Annotated in this window: 17 protein-coding genes; 9 read left to right on the forward strand and 8 right to left on the reverse strand. The window is 60.2% G+C overall.

Translation table 11 applies throughout. The features are described 5' to 3' along the window. Positions 1 to 58: 58 nt before the first annotated feature. From AB1781_01860 to AB1781_01870, 3 genes are all read right to left on the reverse strand, one after another. Positions 59 to 688: a MarC family protein gene (locus AB1781_01860; GenBank protein ID MEW5703320.1), complete on the reverse strand. Its 630-nt coding sequence runs from the start codon at positions 686 to 688 to the stop codon at positions 59 to 61. A gap of 112 nt (positions 689 to 800) precedes the next feature. Beyond that, positions 801 to 1,790, reverse strand: a complete 990-nt coding sequence (locus tag AB1781_01865) for a hypothetical protein (protein MEW5703321.1) — start codon at positions 1,788 to 1,790, stop codon at positions 801 to 803. 224 nt (positions 1,791 to 2,014) lie between these two features. Next, positions 2,015 to 2,902: a tetratricopeptide repeat protein gene (locus tag AB1781_01870; protein ID MEW5703322.1), complete on the reverse strand. Its 888-nt coding sequence runs from the start codon at positions 2,900 to 2,902 to the stop codon at positions 2,015 to 2,017. Positions 2,903 to 2,988: 86 nt separating this feature from the next. Here AB1781_01870 and AB1781_01875 point away from each other — a divergent pair, with 86 nt between their 5' ends. From AB1781_01875 to mazG, 9 genes are all read left to right on the forward strand, one after another. After that, complete coding sequence (locus tag AB1781_01875) at positions 2,989 to 3,975, forward strand: lytic murein transglycosylase (GenBank protein ID MEW5703323.1); 987 nt, start codon at positions 2,989 to 2,991, stop codon at positions 3,973 to 3,975. 42 nt (positions 3,976 to 4,017) lie between these two features. Continuing rightward, positions 4,018 to 4,890, forward strand: a complete 873-nt coding sequence (locus AB1781_01880) for a septal ring lytic transglycosylase RlpA family protein (protein ID MEW5703324.1) — start codon at positions 4,018 to 4,020, stop codon at positions 4,888 to 4,890. A gap of 39 nt (positions 4,891 to 4,929) precedes the next feature. Then, on the forward strand, positions 4,930 to 6,105 hold the full coding sequence (locus tag AB1781_01885) for a D-alanyl-D-alanine carboxypeptidase family protein (GenBank protein MEW5703325.1): 1,176 nt from the start codon (positions 4,930 to 4,932) through the stop codon (positions 6,103 to 6,105). A gap of 38 nt (positions 6,106 to 6,143) precedes the next feature. Further along, positions 6,144 to 6,779 (forward strand): dTMP kinase, encoded by a 636-nt coding sequence (tmk, locus tag AB1781_01890; protein MEW5703326.1) that lies wholly within the window; start codon positions 6,144 to 6,146, stop codon positions 6,777 to 6,779. After that, on the forward strand, positions 6,776 to 7,873 hold the full coding sequence (locus AB1781_01895) for a DNA polymerase III subunit delta' (GenBank protein MEW5703327.1): 1,098 nt from the start codon (positions 6,776 to 6,778) through the stop codon (positions 7,871 to 7,873). The genes tmk and AB1781_01895 overlap by 4 nt, the downstream gene beginning before the upstream one ends. Before the next feature lie 53 nt (positions 7,874 to 7,926). Next, a complete protein-coding gene (gene metG / locus AB1781_01900; protein MEW5703328.1) occupies positions 7,927 to 9,453 on the forward strand; it encodes a methionine--tRNA ligase in 1,527 nt (508 codons plus the stop codon). A gap of 8 nt (positions 9,454 to 9,461) precedes the next feature. Continuing rightward, a complete protein-coding gene (locus tag AB1781_01905; GenBank protein ID MEW5703329.1) occupies positions 9,462 to 10,250 on the forward strand; it encodes a TatD family hydrolase in 789 nt (262 codons plus the stop codon). A 5-nt stretch (positions 10,251 to 10,255) separates the two neighbouring features. After that, positions 10,256 to 11,026, forward strand: coding sequence for an MBL fold metallo-hydrolase (locus AB1781_01910; protein ID MEW5703330.1), 771 nt, complete (start codon positions 10,256 to 10,258; stop codon positions 11,024 to 11,026). 96 nt (positions 11,027 to 11,122) lie between these two features. Beyond that, positions 11,123 to 11,968 (forward strand): nucleoside triphosphate pyrophosphohydrolase, encoded by an 846-nt coding sequence (gene mazG, locus AB1781_01915; protein ID MEW5703331.1) that lies wholly within the window; start codon positions 11,123 to 11,125, stop codon positions 11,966 to 11,968. A 10-nt stretch (positions 11,969 to 11,978) separates the two neighbouring features. On the opposite strand, the gene hflX is transcribed toward mazG, so the two are convergent. The 5 genes from hflX to trkA all read right to left on the reverse strand — a co-directional run bounded on the left by hflX (position 11,979) and on the right by trkA (position 16,593). Continuing rightward, a complete protein-coding gene (gene hflX, locus AB1781_01920; protein ID MEW5703332.1) occupies positions 11,979 to 13,298 on the reverse strand; it encodes a GTPase HflX in 1,320 nt (439 codons plus the stop codon). After that, positions 13,288 to 13,560: an RNA chaperone Hfq gene (gene hfq, locus AB1781_01925; protein MEW5703333.1), complete on the reverse strand. Its 273-nt coding sequence runs from the start codon at positions 13,558 to 13,560 to the stop codon at positions 13,288 to 13,290. Before hfq ends, hflX begins: the two co-directional genes overlap by 11 nt. Positions 13,561 to 13,612: 52 nt before the next feature. Continuing rightward, positions 13,613 to 14,284, reverse strand: a complete 672-nt coding sequence (locus tag AB1781_01930) for an HAD family hydrolase (protein MEW5703334.1) — start codon at positions 14,282 to 14,284, stop codon at positions 13,613 to 13,615. Further along, positions 14,244 to 15,155 (reverse strand): D-amino-acid transaminase, encoded by a 912-nt coding sequence (locus tag AB1781_01935; GenBank protein MEW5703335.1) that lies wholly within the window; start codon positions 15,153 to 15,155, stop codon positions 14,244 to 14,246. The genes AB1781_01930 and AB1781_01935 overlap by 41 nt, the downstream gene beginning before the upstream one ends. Positions 15,156 to 15,216: 61 nt before the next feature. Then, the gene (gene trkA / locus AB1781_01940; protein ID MEW5703336.1) at positions 15,217 to 16,593 is read right to left on the reverse strand and encodes a Trk system potassium transporter TrkA; all 1,377 of its coding nucleotides are present in this window, start codon (positions 16,591 to 16,593) and stop codon (positions 15,217 to 15,219) included. Positions 16,594 to 16,607 lie beyond the last annotated feature (14 nt).

Consider the following 16,607-nt stretch of genomic DNA (forward strand, 5'->3'; position numbering starts at 1 on the left):
AGGTAGGGGAGAACGCTTGGGTTGGAAACCGCTAGATGCAAGGGGGGCGGCATCCCTTTCAGCCGAAGATTCCGCTCGAACGCAGCCCGTCGAAGATGAACTGGACGGCCAAGGCCGCCAGCAAGATGCCGACCACCCGGCTGATGACGTTGAGGCCGGTCACGCCGAGAAGCTTGTAGACCTGGGTCGCGACCAGGAGCAGAAGAAGCGCGATCGCCAGCACCGCCAGCAGGGCGCCGATGACGATCATCTCCATCCAGAAATCCTTCCCGGCCTCGGCGCTGAGAAGCACGGCCGCGCCAAGCGCGCCGGGGCCGGCGAGCAGGGGGGTTGCCAGCGGAAAAACGGAGATGTCTTGCTTTTGGGCGGCCTCCTTGTGTTCGGCCTCCGTCGTCGAGGCGATGCCGGAGTGACGGGCGAAGACCATGTCGATGGCCAGCAGCAGAAGAAGAACCCCGCCCGCCGTCTTGAACGCCGGCAGCGTGATTCCAAGCGTCACCAGCACCGCATTTCCGAAAATGACGAAGATCATCAGCAAGAGCGTCGCGAGGGCGACTCCCTTGACGGCCATGGCGCGCCGTTCCTGTGCGCTGGCCCGCGGCGTCAGCGCCGCGAAAAGCGCCGCCACGTCGACCGGCCCGATCGTCGCAAAGAAGGTCGTGAAGGCAACCAGCGCCATTTCCAGCATGCCATCAGTCTATCGAAAGCCCGGGGCAGCGAATAGCCGGACCTCTTAAATGCGAAACCGGGGGAAGTTTCCTTCCCCCGGTGCAGAGTTTGCCTTTTTCTTGGTGCGATCGTCAGGCTGCCGCTTTGCCAGCCAATTCCCGATTCACCTTGCAGACGTAGCGTACGCTGAGGCAGTCCTGGGTTTCGCCCCAGCCGGTCTTGCCGTCGCACTCCCATTGCAGGAGCGCGCTATGGACGATGATGCCCGGCCAGGCTGACCAGTGCCAGGTGGAGACCGACTTGCCTTGGATACGGAACGTCTTGCCGCGAACGTCCTTGACCGTCACCTCGATCGCCAGCGGCAGAAGGCGGTCATCCCGTTCCGCGGACCCCGTGCCTTCGGCCAAGCCGTAGAGCTTACCGTTCTCGACGACATAACCGTGGAGAAGGGGGCCGACCTTCTTCGTGTTGAGGGGGTCGAAATAGGCAATGCAATGAATGGCGAGGTCTTTCCCGAAATGGGCGTGGAACCACATCATGTTGGGGATTTCCATCTCCGCGCGAATGCCCCAGCTGTGGTCCATCGTGGTGATGCAGTCCACCTTGTAGGACTTGCCGTAGAATTTCGCCTCACCGGTCACGTGCATGGATTGGTCGAAATGTCCCTTGTACGCCGACCGGCCCCAGCTATCGGGCGATTCTTCCTGCTGCTTGGCCGTAATGGGATCTTGTTTCGGGTCTTGAATGTCATACGGCTCCGTCAACCCCTTATAATGGATGTGAAACTCGGTGTCGTCGTAGCCGACGTAATCCACCTGGTATTCCATTGGGGCGTTGACCGCCTTCAGCGAGTAACCGTTTGGCAGTTGATAGTTGGAGAGATCCTTCTGGATCGGGAGATGTACGTGCTTGTCGTAATAGAACGCCTGACTCGCACTCTTGTTGAATCCCTTGTAGGCAAAGACTTCCGCTGACACGACCCCCAGATTTGGCCGGGCCAATATGTAGGCAGCCACCTGAAGCCCTTCTTTTTCAACGTGAAAGGGCAAATAGTTCGTTTCCGCCCATTGCGGATCCTCGGTGGTTGGTTTGTGGAACTGCATGTCTTTAGCGGTAATCATTCGGTCTCCCCTTCTTTCGGATCTTTCGGGCACACGCCTTGGATTTGGATGAACTGAATCTGAACTTGATTCATGCCATTATTTTAGCACGACCTTGTTTGCAGGATCTTCTCCTTATGATCACGGCATGATCACGGCGCCATCGTCGGCGACCGGTCTCGATCTATGACACCGCTTGCCAGTTTTTCAAGTAAAATCAAGCCTTGCAGGCCATTGCCTCGGCTTCAGGGCGCGGCCTGATTTTTTGAATGGGGGGTATCTAAATTTTTCGCCACGCTTTTCTTCGCTTCCTCGGGCTTCACTTCATTGGAAAGAGTCTTTTGCCAAGCGCGCGCCTCTTTCTTCGCCGCAACGATCTCGGCCAAGGACATCCGTTTTTCCAGATTGCGGCGTGCCGCATCGGCCTCCTTATGGCCGCGCGCCGCCGCGAGGTCGAACCAGCGATAGGCGCGGATGCGATTTGCTTTCTTGTCTCCCTTCGCGGCGTAGATTTTTCCAATCCGGTAACGTGCCTCTTTCGCTACGTCCGAAACTTTTACGTGCTTTGCGGCGTTGTCGTACCAGTGGATAGCCGCTTTCGCGTCGGGTGCGACCCCAATACCCTTTTCATAGGCCTCGCCCAGACGCAACTGGGCGAAGGCGTCGTCTTCGCCCGCCATCCCGCGGTAAAGACGTAGCGCTTCGGTCGGATTCTCCACGCCCTTTTCACCGTCGAAATAAAGATCGGCCAACCGTCTGCGCGCCGTCCCATGACCCTGGTCGGCGGCTTCGGCGAGAGAGGCGTTGCGGCCGGCGGCCGGGGGCATCAGCTCTTCCAGTTTTGCCTGCCGCTGCAGCTTTTCGGCCAGGCGGAACTGGGCTTCCGGGTCGCCTTTCTCGGCCTGGCGCTGGAGTTGTCGAACCTTTTCTTTTTCTTCCTTTGTGGTCGGCTCGACGCCTAAAAGGGTGGAGGATTTGAAGAAGTGTTGCCGCTTTGTGCCTTCTCCCTCTTTCGTTTTTTCTGCCACGAAATGCAGCGCCGGCAAGGGTAGCGCACGCGGGTCGGAAAAGCCGGTGGCCAAGGCCGGCCCCGCCAGAAGGATCGCGATCGCGAAAAGGCCAAATGGGCGCATGCGCTTTTCCTTAAGTTGCGTCAAGCATCGGCCGTGTGGCACAAACGTCTGACCCTCGGCCAAAAAACGCAAGGTAACTGCCTGGCATGACAAGGTTCTTCCAGATTCGTTTAGGAATCGTTGCCGCGATTCTCATGGCTTTCCTGGGCGGTTTCGCACCGCGCCCGGCGGTTGCGGAAGAGTTTTCCGCTTGGCTTTCCGCGCTTCGGGCGGAGGCGCTGGAAAAGGGGATTCGCGCCGAAATTCTCGATGCGGCCCTTAAGGACGCAGCGCCGATCGAACGCGTCATCGAACTGGATCGCAGCCAGCCGGAATTCACGCTCACTTTCGATGAATATTTGGCGCGCGTGGTGCCCGCCGCGCGGATCGAAAAGGGACGGGAAAAGCTGCGGGAAAACCGCGACATACTGACGGCCATCTCCAAGCGGTATGGCGTGCAGCCGCGTTTTCTGGTGGCGTTTTGGGGAATCGAGACGGATTTTGGGCGCCTGACCGGCGGTTTTTCCGTCATCCGGGCGCTTGTGACGCTGGCCTATGATGGTCGCAGAAGCGCTTTCTTTCGCAAAGAATTAATCGCGGCTCTTCATATTTTAAATGAAGGACATATCGCGCCAGACGCCATGACCGGATCGTGGGCGGGCGCCATGGGGCAGACCCAGTTCATGCCGACGACGTTCCGGCAGGCGGCGGTCGATTACGACGGAGACGGCAGGCGGGACGTCTGGACCTCGTGGGCGGACGCGCTGGCTTCGGCCGCCAACTACCTGGCGCAGTCCGGCTGGCGCGGGGATGAAACGTGGGGAAGGCGGGTCCGTTTGCCGGAAGGCTTCGATGCCTCGCTGGTCGGCCTTGGGGTGACGAAGTCGGTTGAGGCATGGCAGGCCATGGGCGTGCGTCGGGCGAACGGCGCAGATCTTCCGAAGGCGGAGATTTCCGGCTCGATCGTCCTCGCCAAAGACGGTCGCGGCCCCGCCTTTCTCGTCTACAGCAACTACCGGGCAATCCTGACCTGGAATCGGTCTACCTTCTTCGCCGTGGCGGTTGGCACGCTTGCTGACCGAATCGGCGATTGATAGAATACTAGATAACCTGTGGAAAACGAGGCGAAACACCAGATGAAGGAGCCGCGGCGTCCATATTTTTTCACCTACGGTATTGTTCTGGCCTTTGCTTTTGTGCTCGCGGCGTGCTCGGAGACGGAGCTTGCCTTCAACACCGCGAAGAAATTGGGCGATCAGACCAGCCAGCCGCTCTACAAGATCGGCAACCCTTATCAGATCGACGGCGTGTGGTATTACCCGGCCGTGGACCACACCTATACGGAGACGGGGATTGCCTCCTGGTACGGCGCCGATTTTCATCGGCGGCTGACGGCGAATGGCGAACTCTATGACATGAATCTTGTTTCAGCCGCCCATCGCACGCTACCGCTTCCCAGCATCGTGCGGGTTACGAACCTTGAAAACGGCCGCTCCTTGAAGGTGCGGGTGAATGATCGCGGTCCCTTTGCGCGGGGGCGTATTCTCGATCTGTCGCGCCGCAGCGCGGAACTCCTTGGTTTCCTTGAGAAGGGTACGGCAAAGGTGCGGGTTGAGATTCTGAAGGAAGAAAGCGTCCAGGTTGCCGACGCCATGCGAAGCGGCGTATCCATGCCGCCGCCTGGGGAATCGATCGTCTTTGCCGCCGCCCATGCGGAACCGGCGCCACCTATCGCCGCAATCCCGCTAGAACCCATCGTGACGACAGAAAACGTGAAGCCGACCCATATGTTTGTGCAGGCTGGCGCCTTTGCACAGCATGAAAACGCGACGACCGTCAGCACCCGCCTTCAAAAGTTTGGTGAGGCGAAAATCGTATCGGTTACCGTTGGGGATCAGGCGTTATATCGGGTTCGCGTGGGTCCCCTTGCCAGCGTCGAGGAAGCCGACACCATGCTAGATCAGGTGGTAAAAGCCGGTTACCCGGAAGCCCGGCTCATCGTGGATTAGCAATTTCGCCCCTCCCGCTTAAAACGACATAACAGGCTCATGCGCAAGACATCCTTCTCACGGTTTTTTTTCTTTCTCTCCGGCGGCATGGCCGGCATCGGCCTTCTCTTTTTCACCGGCTTGGCCGACGCCAAGGCGCAAACCATCCAGACGGAAGCAAAGGCGGCCATTCTGCTGGATGCCACGACGGGCACGGTTCTTTTCGAGAAAAACGCGGACGAGGCGTTGCCGCCATCCTCGATGAGCAAGATGATGACGGTTTATCTTGTCTTTCAGCGATTGAAGGACGGCCGTCTTTCCTTGGACGATAAATTCCACGTCAGCGAGTACGCTTGGCGAAAGGGCGGCTCCAAGATGTTCATCGAAGTCGGAAAGGAAATACGGGTCGAGGACTTGCTGCGCGGCGTCATCGTTCAGTCCGGAAACGACGCCGCGATCGTTCTTGCGGAAGGGGTGGCCGGCAGCGAGGAGGCGTTTGCGGCCGAGATGAACGAGGAAGGCCGCAGGATGGGCCTGACAAACAGCGTCTTCATGAACGCGACCGGCTGGCCGGCCGAAGGGCAGCACGTAAGTGTTCGCGACCTCGCGACGATCGCCCTCCACACGATCCGGGATTTCCCAGAATACTATGCCTATTACTCCGAGCGGGAGTTCATCTACAACGGCATCCACCAGCCGAACCGCAATCCGATTTTAAACGGCTCGCCGGGGGCGGATGGATTAAAAACCGGTCACACCGAAGAAATCGGATACGGGCTGACGGGTTCTGCCGAACGCGACGGCCGCCGCCTGATTCTGGCGGTGAACGGCCTGCCGAGCGAGCGGGCGCGTGCCCAGGAGACCCGCAATATTCTCGAATGGGGATTCCGCGAATTCAACAACTACGCGCTGTTCCAGGCAAACGAGGAAGTGGAGCAGGCTCGCGTCTGGTTAGGCGAGGAAAGCACGGTGCCGCTTGTCATTCAGGAGCCGCTCGTTCTCACCATGCCGCGAAAATCCCGTAACGCCATGCGGGTTTCCGTCGTTTATACCGAACCGGTACCGGCACCAATCGTGCAGGGGGCGAAGATCGCGAAGCTCGTCGTCCGGCTTTCCGAGGATGAGGATAACGTCATTACCGTGCCGTTGGTGGCCGGAAAGAACGTCGAGCAGCTTGGTTTCTTCGGGCGCCTCAGCGCGGCCACCAGCTACCTTCTCTGGGGCGTTTCCCGTTGACGCGGCAAAAGCCGTGGAATCTTTCGGGGTAGCGGCATATGGCGCCTGCAAAGTTCCTTACCTTTGAAGGCGGGGAGGGAAGCGGTAAAACGACGCAGATTATGCGGCTCTCCGACGCCTTGAAGGAAACCGGTCTCAAGGTCGTGACGACACGTGAGCCGGGCGGCTCGGCCGCGGGCGAGCGTATTCGTGAATTGCTTTTTGCCGCCGACGCCGACTGGGACCCCGTCGCGGAAAGTCTCCTGCTCAGCGCGGCGCGGCGCGACCATCTCCTGCAGACGATCTGGCCGGCCCTGGAAGGCGGAACTTGGGTGCTGTCCGACCGTTTTGCCGATTCGACCCTTGCTTATCAGGGCCATGGGAAAGGGGTGGACCCGGCCTGGCTTGAATCGCTTTACCGAACGGTGGCTGGAAATTTCGAGCCGGCGCTGACCTTCCTCCTGGATATTCCGGTCGCCGAAGGGCTCAAGCGGGCAGGGCGCCGGCAGGAAGGTAACAACCGTTATGAGAAAATGGATATCGCTTTCCACGACCGGCTGCGGCAAGGCTATCTTGCTCTTGCCGAGGCAAACCCGGCGCGCTTCGCCGTGATCGATGCGAGGGGCGATGTCGTGGCCGTTCAGGCCAGGATTCAAACCGTGGCCGCCGAACGCTTGGGAGTCCGGTTCCGTTGAGCAAATTGTTGCAACCGCTACCATCACCCTTGCCGCGGGCAAATCCGGAACTGCTCGGCCATGAGGGGGCCGAACGCCTGCTCGCGGACGCTTGGCGGTCGGGCCGCCTTCCACATGCCTGGCTGATTTCGGGCCGGCGCGGGGTGGGGAAGGCGACGCTGGCCTATCGCTTCGCCCGCTTTGTGTTGGCGGGCGGCGTGGCGGTGGACGCCAAGCCCTCTCTCGAACTTTTGGCGGACCATCCCGTGTTTCGGCGAACGGCTGCCGGTACCCATGCGGACCTTCTCACCGTCGAAAGCGAGTCCGAAGAAGGAAAGGCCCGCAAGCGGCGCGAGATCAATGTTGAGGAAAGCCGGCGCATCGCCTCTTTTCTTACGAAGACGGCGGCGGAAGGCGGCTGGCGGGTTGTCGTCGTCGACAGCGCGGATGAACTCAACCGGGCCGCCGGCAACGCCATCCTGAAGCTGCTGGAGGAACCGCCTGCTAAGACGCTCCTGCTGCTCGTCAGCCATAGCCCCGGCCGCGTGCTGCCGACCATCCGCTCGCGGTGCCGGCATTTGGCGCTGCGTCCGCTGGAAGAGGCGACGCTGGAGCGGCTTTTGCGCGGCTTCTGTCCGGAGCTGGAGACGGAAAACTGCGCTGCCCTTGTTCGCCTGGCCGAGGGTAGCATCGGACAAGCGCTTCGCCTGGCCGAGCTTGGCGGACTGGATCTCTATCGGGAATTAATGGCGCTTCTTAAGACCCTGCCCGAGATGGACGTGCCGGCGCTTCACGATTTTGCCGGCCGGTTAAGCGGTCCGCGGGGCGGGGAAGGCTGGTTCGTCGCGACGGACCTGTTGAGCCACTGGTTCGCGGAGCTCATCAAGCGCAACGCCCTTGGCCGCGAGATGCCGGAAATCATGGGCGGCGAGAACGCCCTTGGCCGGCGCCTGCAGGCCAGGGCGAACCTTGCGGAATGGGCGGAGGTATGGGAAAAGATGAACCGCCTCTCGGCCGAGGCGGAACGCAGCAATCTGGATCGCAAGCAGGTTCTGTTGAACATCTTTCACACGTTGGAAGGTGCCGTGCGGCAACCGGCCGGGCCGACCGGCTGAGGCAAGCCTTCGCGCCTGGCCCAGGGCCGAACCAGTCAGGAGGAGGGTGAAGGATGGCCGCGCCCAAAACCTTCTATGTCACGACGCCGATCTACTACGTCAACGACGTTCCCCATATCGGGCACGCCTATACGACGTTAGCTTGCGACGTGCTGGCACGTTTCCTGCGGCTCGACGGCTGGCAGGTCAAATTCCTGACCGGCACCGACGAACACGGCCAGAAAGTTGAGAAATCCGCCGCCGCTGCCGGCCTGGCGCCGCAGCCCTTCGTGGATAAGGTTTCCGGTAATTTCCGCGAACTCGCCAAGGCGATGAATTTCACGAACGACGACTTTATTCGAACGACGGAGCCTCGCCACAAAGAAGCCGTTCAGGCGTTGTGGAAAGAGCTGGAGAGGCGTGGGCAGATTTACCTCGGCAGCTATGCGGGCTGGTATTCCGTCCGGGACGAAGCGTTCTACGCTGAAGGCGAGCTCGTGAACGGCAAGGCGCCGACCGGCGCCGACGTCGAGTGGGTGGAGGAGCCTAGCTATTTCTTCCGCCTTTCCAACTGGCAGGGGAAGCTCTTGGAATTCTATGAGGCGAATCCGGGCTTTGTGGCGCCTTCCAGCCGTTTCAACGAGGTCGTGAGCTTCGTGAAGGGGGGGCTTCATGACCTTTCCGTCTCGCGTACCAGCTTTCAGTGGGGCATTCCGGTACCGGGGCACCCGGGCCACGTAACCTATGTGTGGCTGGATGCGCTTACGAACTACCTCACCTCCGTCGGCTATCCGGATACAGAATGTGTAGAATTTTCAACATTTTGGCCTGCAGATGTTCATATAGTAGGCAAGGACATCCTACGCTTTCACGCTGTTTATTGGCCGGCCTTTCTGATGGCGGCGGGGCTTGCCCCTCCAAGGCGCGTCTTCGCCCATGGCTGGTGGACGAACGAAGGGCAGAAAATCTCGAAATCCGTGGGCAACATCATTGACCCTTTGACGCTGATCGAGAAATACGGCCTCGATCCGGTGCGCTATTTCCTGGCTCGCGAAGTGCCGTTCGGCAACGACGGCGATTTCTCCCACCAGGCCATCGTGCACCGGATGAACGGGGACCTTGCGAACGATTTTGGCAATCTTGTCCAGCGCGTGCTTTCAATGGTGCACCGGAACTGCGAGGCGAAGATTCCATTCCCCGCGGAGTTGACGACGGCGGACGCGGCGCTGCTTGCGGCCTTATGCGAAACCCTTCCCGCCATGCGGGCGGAAATGCTGGATCAGGCATTCCATAAGGCGGTGATCTTGCTTTGGGAGCGGGTAGGGGAAGCAAACCGCTACGTGGACACGGCTGCACCGTGGGGGCTTAAGAAGAAGGATCCGGCCCGGATGCAGACGGTTCTTTACGTACTGGCAGAAGCGATCCGCCATCTCGCCATTCTCGTCCAACCCATTATGCCGGATGCGGGCGCGAAGATTCTGGACCAGCTCTCCGTATCCGAAAAGACGCGGAGCTTCGCCCATCTCGGGGCCGAGTACGCGCTTAAGCCGGGCGTGGCCATTGCCAAGCCCGAAGCCGTTTTCCCCCGATACGTGGACTAAGACGCCCGATGCTGGTCGACAGCCATTGCCATTTGAGCTTTCCCGACTACCGGGAAGACTTGTCCCAAGTGATGGCCAGGGCGGCAGCGGCCGGGGTCGGGTACATGCTCACGATTTCGACCAAGCTAAGCGAATTTCCGAACGTCCTGCGCGTCGCCGAGGCGCACGGAAACGTCTGGTGCACGGCGGGCGTGCATCCCCATGAGGCGGAGAAGGAAGGCGGAGAGGCAAGTATTGAGAGGCTGGTCGAACTTACCCGCCACCCGAAGGCCGTCGGCATTGGGGAAACCGGCCTCGATTACTACTACGTGCACAGCCCGAAGGCCCTTCAACAGGCTTCCTTCCGGGCCCATATCGGGGCGGCGCGCGAAGTCGGGCTTCCTCTTATCGTCCACACCAGGGACGCTGAGGAAGACACCCTTGCGATCCTTGGGGAGGAGATGAGAAAGGGACCATTTACCGGCCTTCTTCACTGCTTCACCGGCTCAGACAAGCTGGCCGAAGGGGCGCTTGCGCTCGGTTTCTACATCTCCTTTTCCGGCATCCTTACCTTCAAGAAGACGGAGGCGCTCAAGGCCACCGCGCAGAAGGTGCCGCTTGACCGGCTTCTGGTGGAAACGGACGCGCCCTATCTGGCGCCGGCACCTTACCGGGGCAAGCGGAACGAGCCCGCCTACATGGCCGAGACGGCGAAATTTGCGGCGAATTTACGCGGCCTCGACGCGACGGCCTTCGAAGAGGCGACGACGGCGAATTTTTTTCGCCTTTTCACGAAGGCCGCACGGCCGGAAGCGTAGACGCGATGCAGGTTCGGATACTAGGTTGCGGGGGTTCCGGCGGGGTGCCCTTGATCGGCGGCGAATGGGGTGCCTGCGATCCCGGGAACCCGAAAAACCGCCGGCTGCGAGCCTCAATCCTGGTCGAGAATCTGGGTACGGCCTTGCTTGTCGACACCTCGCCAGATTTGCGCGAACAGCTCCTTGCCGCCGGCGTCGGCCGGCTCGACGCCGTCCTCTATACCCATGCCCACGCCGATCATGTCCACGGAATCGACGACCTTCGCCCGATCAACCGCCGGATGCGGGCCTGGTTGCCAGCCTATGGCGACGCCGAGACGGTAGCGGAGTTAAAAGAGCGCTTTTCCTATGTTTTCGAGAAAAGTACAGAAGAGTTCAGGTCTTACAAGCCATGTCTTATTCCACATATCATTACAGGGCATTTTTCTATTGGAAATATTGATATTTTACCGTTTGAACAAGACCATGGCTTCGGTCGGACGAGCCTGGGCTTCCGGTTTGGGCCAATCGCGTATTCGACGGACGCCGTGGGCCTGACCGAGGCCGCTTTCGAAGCACTTCACGGCGTCAAGGTCTGGATCGTGGATTGCCTGCGCGAAGCGGATCATCCGACCCATGCCCACATCGAGCGAAGCTTGGACTGGATCAAGCGCGTGAAGCCGGAAAGGGCGGTGCTGACGCACATGAACCAGTCGCTGGACTATGCCATGCTGCGAAAAAGGCTGCCCGACGGCGTTGAGCCGGCCTATGACGGCATGGTTCTCGACGTTGCCTAATGTTACCTATTAATTTGTCATAATATCTATTATGCGATCTTTTCATCCCAGCCAGGCCAGCCTTCCCCTCGATCGGCTCCGCGATCGGACGGCGCCATGAGCAAGGCCCAAAAAACCGCCGACGGCGGCATCGGCCGCCTTCTCGACGTCATGCGCTGTCTTCGCGATCCCGAACGTGGTTGCCCCTGGGACCTTGAGCAGGACTTCACCTCGATCGCGCCACATACGATCGAGGAAGCCTACGAGGTTGCCCAGACGATCGCAGACGGTGATCTGGAGGCGCTTCGGGAAGAACTCGGCGATCTCCTCTTTCAGGTTGTCTACCACGCCCAGATGGCGGCGGAACTGGGCCGCTTTGGCTTCGAAGACGTGGTTGGCGCCATTTCCGAGAAGATGATCCGCCGCCACCCGCACGTCTTCGGCGAGGACCGGATCACTAACGCCCAGGCCCAAGTTCGTGCCTGGGAAACCTTCAAGGAGGCGGAGCGGGAAGAAAAAAAGGGCGGAGAAGGAGGAGGGCGAGCAGGCGCGCTGGAAGGTATTGCACACGCTCTTCCTGCCCTGCTGCGGGCCAGAAAATTACAGAAACGCGCCGCCCGGATCGGCTTCGATTGGGATTCGGTGGATGGCGTCTTTGCGAAGCTGGCCGAGGAGATCGCCGAAATCAAGGCGGAGCTGCCGCCGGCCGGGTCGGATAAACAGCCCGATTCCACGCGCCTTTCGGAAGAGGTCGGCGACCTGCTCTTCGCTTGCGTCAACTTGGCCCGCCATCTCGATGTCGAACCGGAATCAGCCCTGCGGGCCGCCAACGCGAAGTTCGAACGGCGGTTCGGACGGGTGGAGACGCTTCTGGCGGAGGTTGGTCTTGCCGTGGAAGGCGTCAGCTTGGAAAAGCTCGAGGAATTCTGGACGCAGGCGAAGGCGGAGGAAAGAAAAGCCTAAGTCCAAGAGCTCAGGCCTTGCCCTGATTCGCGAAGCGGGCGGCGTCCTTCGGTTCGAGCCGAACCCGGAAATGGGCAAGGTTTTCATCGTCGCGACGGCCCATCACTTCGCCGTGGCGGTAAAGCCAGGCGATGCGGGCGCCGTCGGAAAGCGGCACGGAGACCTCAAGCACGGCGAGCCTCTCCGCCAGCCGCTCGTCGAGCAGGGCGCGCAGGTCCTCGACCCCTTCCCCGCTGACGGCCGAAAGAAGAACCTGGTTCGGCGCGCGAGCGGCCCGGTTGCGGAGCGTTTCCCGCTGCGAAAGCTCTAACAGGTCGGCCTTGTTCAGAACCTCGATGACGTCTTGCTCGATGCGGTCTGCCATCCCAAGCTCCCGCAGCACGCGATAGACGTCCTCGCGTTGGGCAGCGTTGTCCGGGTGGGCGATGTCGGAAACGTGCAGGATGAGATCCGCCTCCCGCACCTCTTCGAGGGTGGCGCGAAAGGCGGCGACGAGTTGTGTCGGCAGCTCCGAGACGAAGCCGACTGTGTCCGAAACGATCACCCGCCGCCCCGAGGGGAGCGTTACCCCCCGCAGCGTGGGGTCGAGGGTGGCGAACAGCATGTCGGCGACGAAAACCCCGGCGCCGGTTAGCCGATTGAACAGGGTTGATTTGCCGGCGTTTGTATAGCCGACCAAGGCCAGGGTCGGGTATGGCACGCGCTTGCGGGCCTCGCGATGCAATCTCCGGGTGCGGGTGACCTTGGAAAGCTCCTCCTTTAGCCGCGTGATCCGCTCGCCAAGAATCCGGCGGTCGGTTTCGATTTGGGTTTCACCTGGCCCGCCCAGGAAGCCGAACCCACCCCGCTGCCGCTCCAGGTGAGTCCAGGAACGGACGAGGCGGCTTCGCTGATAGGAAAGATGGGCGAGTTCCACTTGCAAGCGGCCTTCCCGCGTGCGTGCCCGTTCGCCGAAGATTTCGAGAATCAGACCGGTGCGGTCGATGACCTTGCAACGCCATGCTTGTTCCAGGTTGCGCTGTTGAACCGGGCTTAAGGGGTGGTCGATGACGGCAAGGCCGATCGCGTCTTCTTTCACCCGTTCGCCCAGACGCTCAACGGTGCCGCGACCGAAAAGCGTGGCGGGTGTGGGACGGCCGAGGGAGATTATCTCTGCGTCAACAACCGTAAGGGAAATCGCTTGGGCAAGGCTTACGGCTTCTTCGAGACGGGCCTCGGCATGGCGCAAAAGACCATCGCCGTTTCCCTTCGGAAAAGGGTAGAGGACAGCGACGCGTTCGCCGGTCCCGGCTGGCCGGACGGGCTCTCCCCGCGATCCGTTACTCGGCATCCGTTTCGGCGGAGGTCTCGACGTTTTCCTTGCTTTCTTCAAAGAGCTGGAGCGGCCCCGCCGGCATGATCGTCGAAATAGCGTGCTTGTAGATCAACTGCACGTGGTTGTTCCGACGAAGAAGTACACAAAAATTATCGAACCAGGTAACGACCCCCTGAAGCTTGACGCCATTGATCAGAAAGACGGTAACGTAAACCTTGTTTTTCCGAATGTTGTTTAAGAAGACATCCTGAACATTTTGTGATTTTTCTGCCGTCATTTTTCGTCCCCGTTCTTCTTATTGTTTATTATTTTTACTATGCGCCCCTTCGCTACCGGTTATCGGCGCATGCGCTGATAAAGGGCGGAAGGTCCTTGCAGGTATCCACGACCCAGTCGGGCGCAAGGTCCCCGTATTCCTTGATATCAGGCAAGGAATTGTTCATCACGACGGCGGTCGCACCCGTGTTGCGGGCGAACTCGACATCGATCGGAAGGTCGCCAACCACCCATAGGTCGGGTCCCAAGGTAAGGCTTGTGTTGCGGACGGCATAGAGGGCGGCTTCTTTTGCCGGCTTGTCTTTTTTCGCCTCCCCTGCCCCGACGACGCCGGGCAAATATTTTTCCCAGCCGAGATGAGCGATCTCTTTCCTCAGCATCGGTCCCAGCTTGCTGCTCGCCACCCCCATGAAAATACGCATTTCATGAAGTGTTTCGAGCATCTCGCAGGCGCCCGGCATGCTTTTCAGCGTCTCGATGTGGCTTTCCGTGAACGCTTCGTAGAAAACGTCGTGGGCCTCGTGCCAGCGGTCGCCGAACAATTGGGGAAAGGCGTTTCGGAGAGAGCGGTTCATTCGACGCTGTGCCTGCGCCATCGTCCATGGCTCGTGGCCCATGGCGACCAGGGTGGCGTTCATCGCCCGGTGCATTCCCCCCCAACTGTCCACCAAGGTGTTGTCCCAATCAAAGAGAATTCCCCGTGGATAAGGCGGCTTTTTTTTCATGGGCGCCGGTTCTCCTTTTTTTGTTCGCAGTTAGTTTCTTTACATACCGGTGGAAGAGGCAGCCCGTCGTCTTCCCCGGTTTACCGCCGCCGATTACTTTATCATCAATTTTGAGAACCGGAAGCAGGAACGCGGTCGTGCTGGTCAGGAAGGCTTCCGCCGCGGCTTTGGCCTCGTCCAGATGGAAAGGACGCTCCTCGACCGGGATACCTTCCTCCATGGCGGCTTCGAGGACGCCGAGCCGCGTGATGCCGCTCAGGATGGATGGGTTGGCCGGCCGGGTGATCAGAATGCCTGCCGGCGTTACGATCCAGGCGTTGGTGGAGCTTCCCTCCGTGACGAAGCCTTCGGCGTCAACGAACCAGGCTTCATAGGCGCCCGCCTCGCGCGCTTTTTGTTTGGCGAGGACGTTGGGAAGCAGCGCGATCGTTTTAATGTCGCAGCGTTTCCAGCGAATATCCGGCACCGTGATCACGCGAACGCCCTCGCGTAACGTTTCCGTCGGCGGTAGGGCCGCCGGCCGGGCCGTCACGATCAGCGAGATCGCCGGACGCGAAGGGAAAACGTGATCGCGGCGAGCCACCCCGCGGGTTATCTGAAGGTAAAGAATTCCGTCACGGATTCGATTGCGCCGGATCACTTCGTGCAGAACGACCTTCAACGCCGGCCGCGCCATGGGGCCCTGCATCCGGAGTTCCGAGAGCGACCGTTCCAGACGGTCGAGATGGGGGTCTTCTTCCACCGGCTTCCCGTCGAGGATGGCGATAACCTCGTAAACCCCGTCGGCGAACTGGTAGCCGCGATCCTCGATGTGGACACCGGCCTGACGATGGGGCACGTAGCGGCCGTTTACATAAGCGATGCGGGACATGGATTCATACGTTGGTGGGGTTGCAGTCCAATTTTCGTGCCGCGCGCGCAGTTGCCATGGCTTAGAAAAATTCCAGGCCGACGGTAAACAGCTTCTCGACTTTTTTCACGGCGGCGGCGGCGGCAAAAAGGATGACACGGTCGCCGGCCAGGATCGTCGTGCCGCCGCGCGGGATGATGACCTGGTCCCCACGCACGATTACACCAATGAGAATCGAGTCTGGAAGGTCAATTTCGCGCAGAGGCTTGCCAACCAGGCTGGAGGTTTCCAGCGCGTCCGCCTCGATGATCTCGCCGCTTCCCTCGTAGATGGTGTAAACGCCGCGGATGCGCCCGCGCCGGACATGTTGGAGAATAGAGGAAACGGTGATGACGCGGGGGCTCACGACGGCGTCGATGCCGAGCCAGCCGACAAGGTTTACGTAAGCCTGGTTGTTGATCAGCGCGATCACCCGTGGACACCCCTGCCGCTTCGCCAGCAACGCGCTCAGGATATTCACCTCGTCGTCGTTCGTGACTGCGACGACCGCTTCGGCCGACCGCACGTTGATTTCTTCGAGAATTTCAAGATCTAGGGCGCCGCCCTGCAGAACCACCGTCCGGGTAAGTTGTTCGGCAACCTCCTCGGCGCGGGCGCGGTTGGACTCGACGAGTTTCGCGTGCACGGTGGGGTGGTTCTCTTCAATTTTCTGGGCCAGGAACAGGCCGACATTGCCGCCGCCCAGGATGGCCACCCGTCGCGCTTCCGGTTTTTCATGGCCGAACGCCTGCATGGCGCGGGCCACGTGCTCGGTTTCGACGATGAAATAGACGTCGTCGTCGGCAAGCATTTGATCTTCATCCGAGGGAACGATCAATTGCTCGTTTCGAATGATTCCGACGATGGTGATGGAAAGATTTGGGAAAAGTTCCGTCAATTGTCGCAAGGGCGTGTTGACAACCGGACAATCTTCGAGGCAACGAAGTCCGATCAGTTTTACTTTCCCTTCCGCCAACGGTGTCACGTCGAAAGCGCCGGGCACCTCCAGGCGACGCGCGATCGCATGCGCGACTTCGATTTCCGGCGAAATGATCACGTCAATGGGTAAGTGGTCGCGGCTGAACAAATCGGCCCACATGGGCTTTAGGTATTCCTGCTCGCGGATGCGCGCAATTTTCGTCGGCACCTTGAAAAGGGAGTGCGCAATCTGGCATGCGACCATGTTGATTTCGTCCTCGCGCGTCACCGCGATCAACATGTCGGCGTCTTTGAGGCCGGCCTGAACCAGAACGTCCGGGTGCGAGGCGAAGCCGACGATTGCTTGGACGTCGAGGGCGGACGCGGCGCGGTTGATGCGGTCCGGATCGCGATCGATGACCGTTACATCGTTGCCTTCCGCCGACAACTGGCGGGCGAGATTAAAACCCACCTGCCCGGCGCCACATATGACGATTTTCATGTTTCGAGGGGCGT

The sequence above is a fragment of the Pseudomonadota bacterium genome (genome assembly GCA_040752895.1).
Taxonomy (GTDB): domain Bacteria; phylum Pseudomonadota; class Alphaproteobacteria.

Excerpts from the sequence above, each read along its gene's own strand:
- AB1781_01860 (MEW5703320.1), bottom strand. The coding sequence starts at position 688 with ATGCTGGAAATGGCGCTGGTTGCCTTCACGACCTTCTTTGCGACGATC.
- AB1781_01865 (MEW5703321.1), bottom strand. The coding sequence starts at position 1,790 with ATGATTACCGCTAAAGACATGCAGTTCCACAAACCAACCACCGAGGAT.
- AB1781_01870 (MEW5703322.1), bottom strand. The coding sequence starts at position 2,902 with ATGCGCCCATTTGGCCTTTTCGCGATCGCGATCCTTCTGGCGGGGCCG.
- AB1781_01875 (MEW5703323.1), top strand. The coding sequence starts at position 2,989 with ATGACAAGGTTCTTCCAGATTCGTTTAGGAATCGTTGCCGCGATTCTC.
- AB1781_01880 (MEW5703324.1), top strand. The coding sequence starts at position 4,018 with ATGAAGGAGCCGCGGCGTCCATATTTTTTCACCTACGGTATTGTTCTG.
- AB1781_01885 (MEW5703325.1), top strand. The coding sequence starts at position 4,930 with ATGCGCAAGACATCCTTCTCACGGTTTTTTTTCTTTCTCTCCGGCGGC.
- tmk (MEW5703326.1), top strand. The coding sequence starts at position 6,144 with ATGGCGCCTGCAAAGTTCCTTACCTTTGAAGGCGGGGAGGGAAGCGGT.
- metG (MEW5703328.1), top strand. The coding sequence starts at position 7,927 with ATGGCCGCGCCCAAAACCTTCTATGTCACGACGCCGATCTACTACGTC.
- AB1781_01905 (MEW5703329.1), top strand. The coding sequence starts at position 9,462 with ATGCTGGTCGACAGCCATTGCCATTTGAGCTTTCCCGACTACCGGGAA.
- AB1781_01910 (MEW5703330.1), top strand. The coding sequence starts at position 10,256 with ATGCAGGTTCGGATACTAGGTTGCGGGGGTTCCGGCGGGGTGCCCTTG.
- mazG (MEW5703331.1), top strand. The coding sequence starts at position 11,123 with ATGAGCAAGGCCCAAAAAACCGCCGACGGCGGCATCGGCCGCCTTCTC.
- hflX (MEW5703332.1), bottom strand. The coding sequence starts at position 13,298 with ATGCCGAGTAACGGATCGCGGGGAGAGCCCGTCCGGCCAGCCGGGACC.
- hfq (MEW5703333.1), bottom strand. The coding sequence starts at position 13,560 with ATGACGGCAGAAAAATCACAAAATGTTCAGGATGTCTTCTTAAACAAC.
- AB1781_01930 (MEW5703334.1), bottom strand. The coding sequence starts at position 14,284 with ATGAAAAAAAAGCCGCCTTATCCACGGGGAATTCTCTTTGATTGGGAC.
- AB1781_01935 (MEW5703335.1), bottom strand. The coding sequence starts at position 15,155 with ATGTCCCGCATCGCTTATGTAAACGGCCGCTACGTGCCCCATCGTCAG.
- trkA (MEW5703336.1), bottom strand. The coding sequence starts at position 16,593 with ATGAAAATCGTCATATGTGGCGCCGGGCAGGTGGGTTTTAATCTCGCC.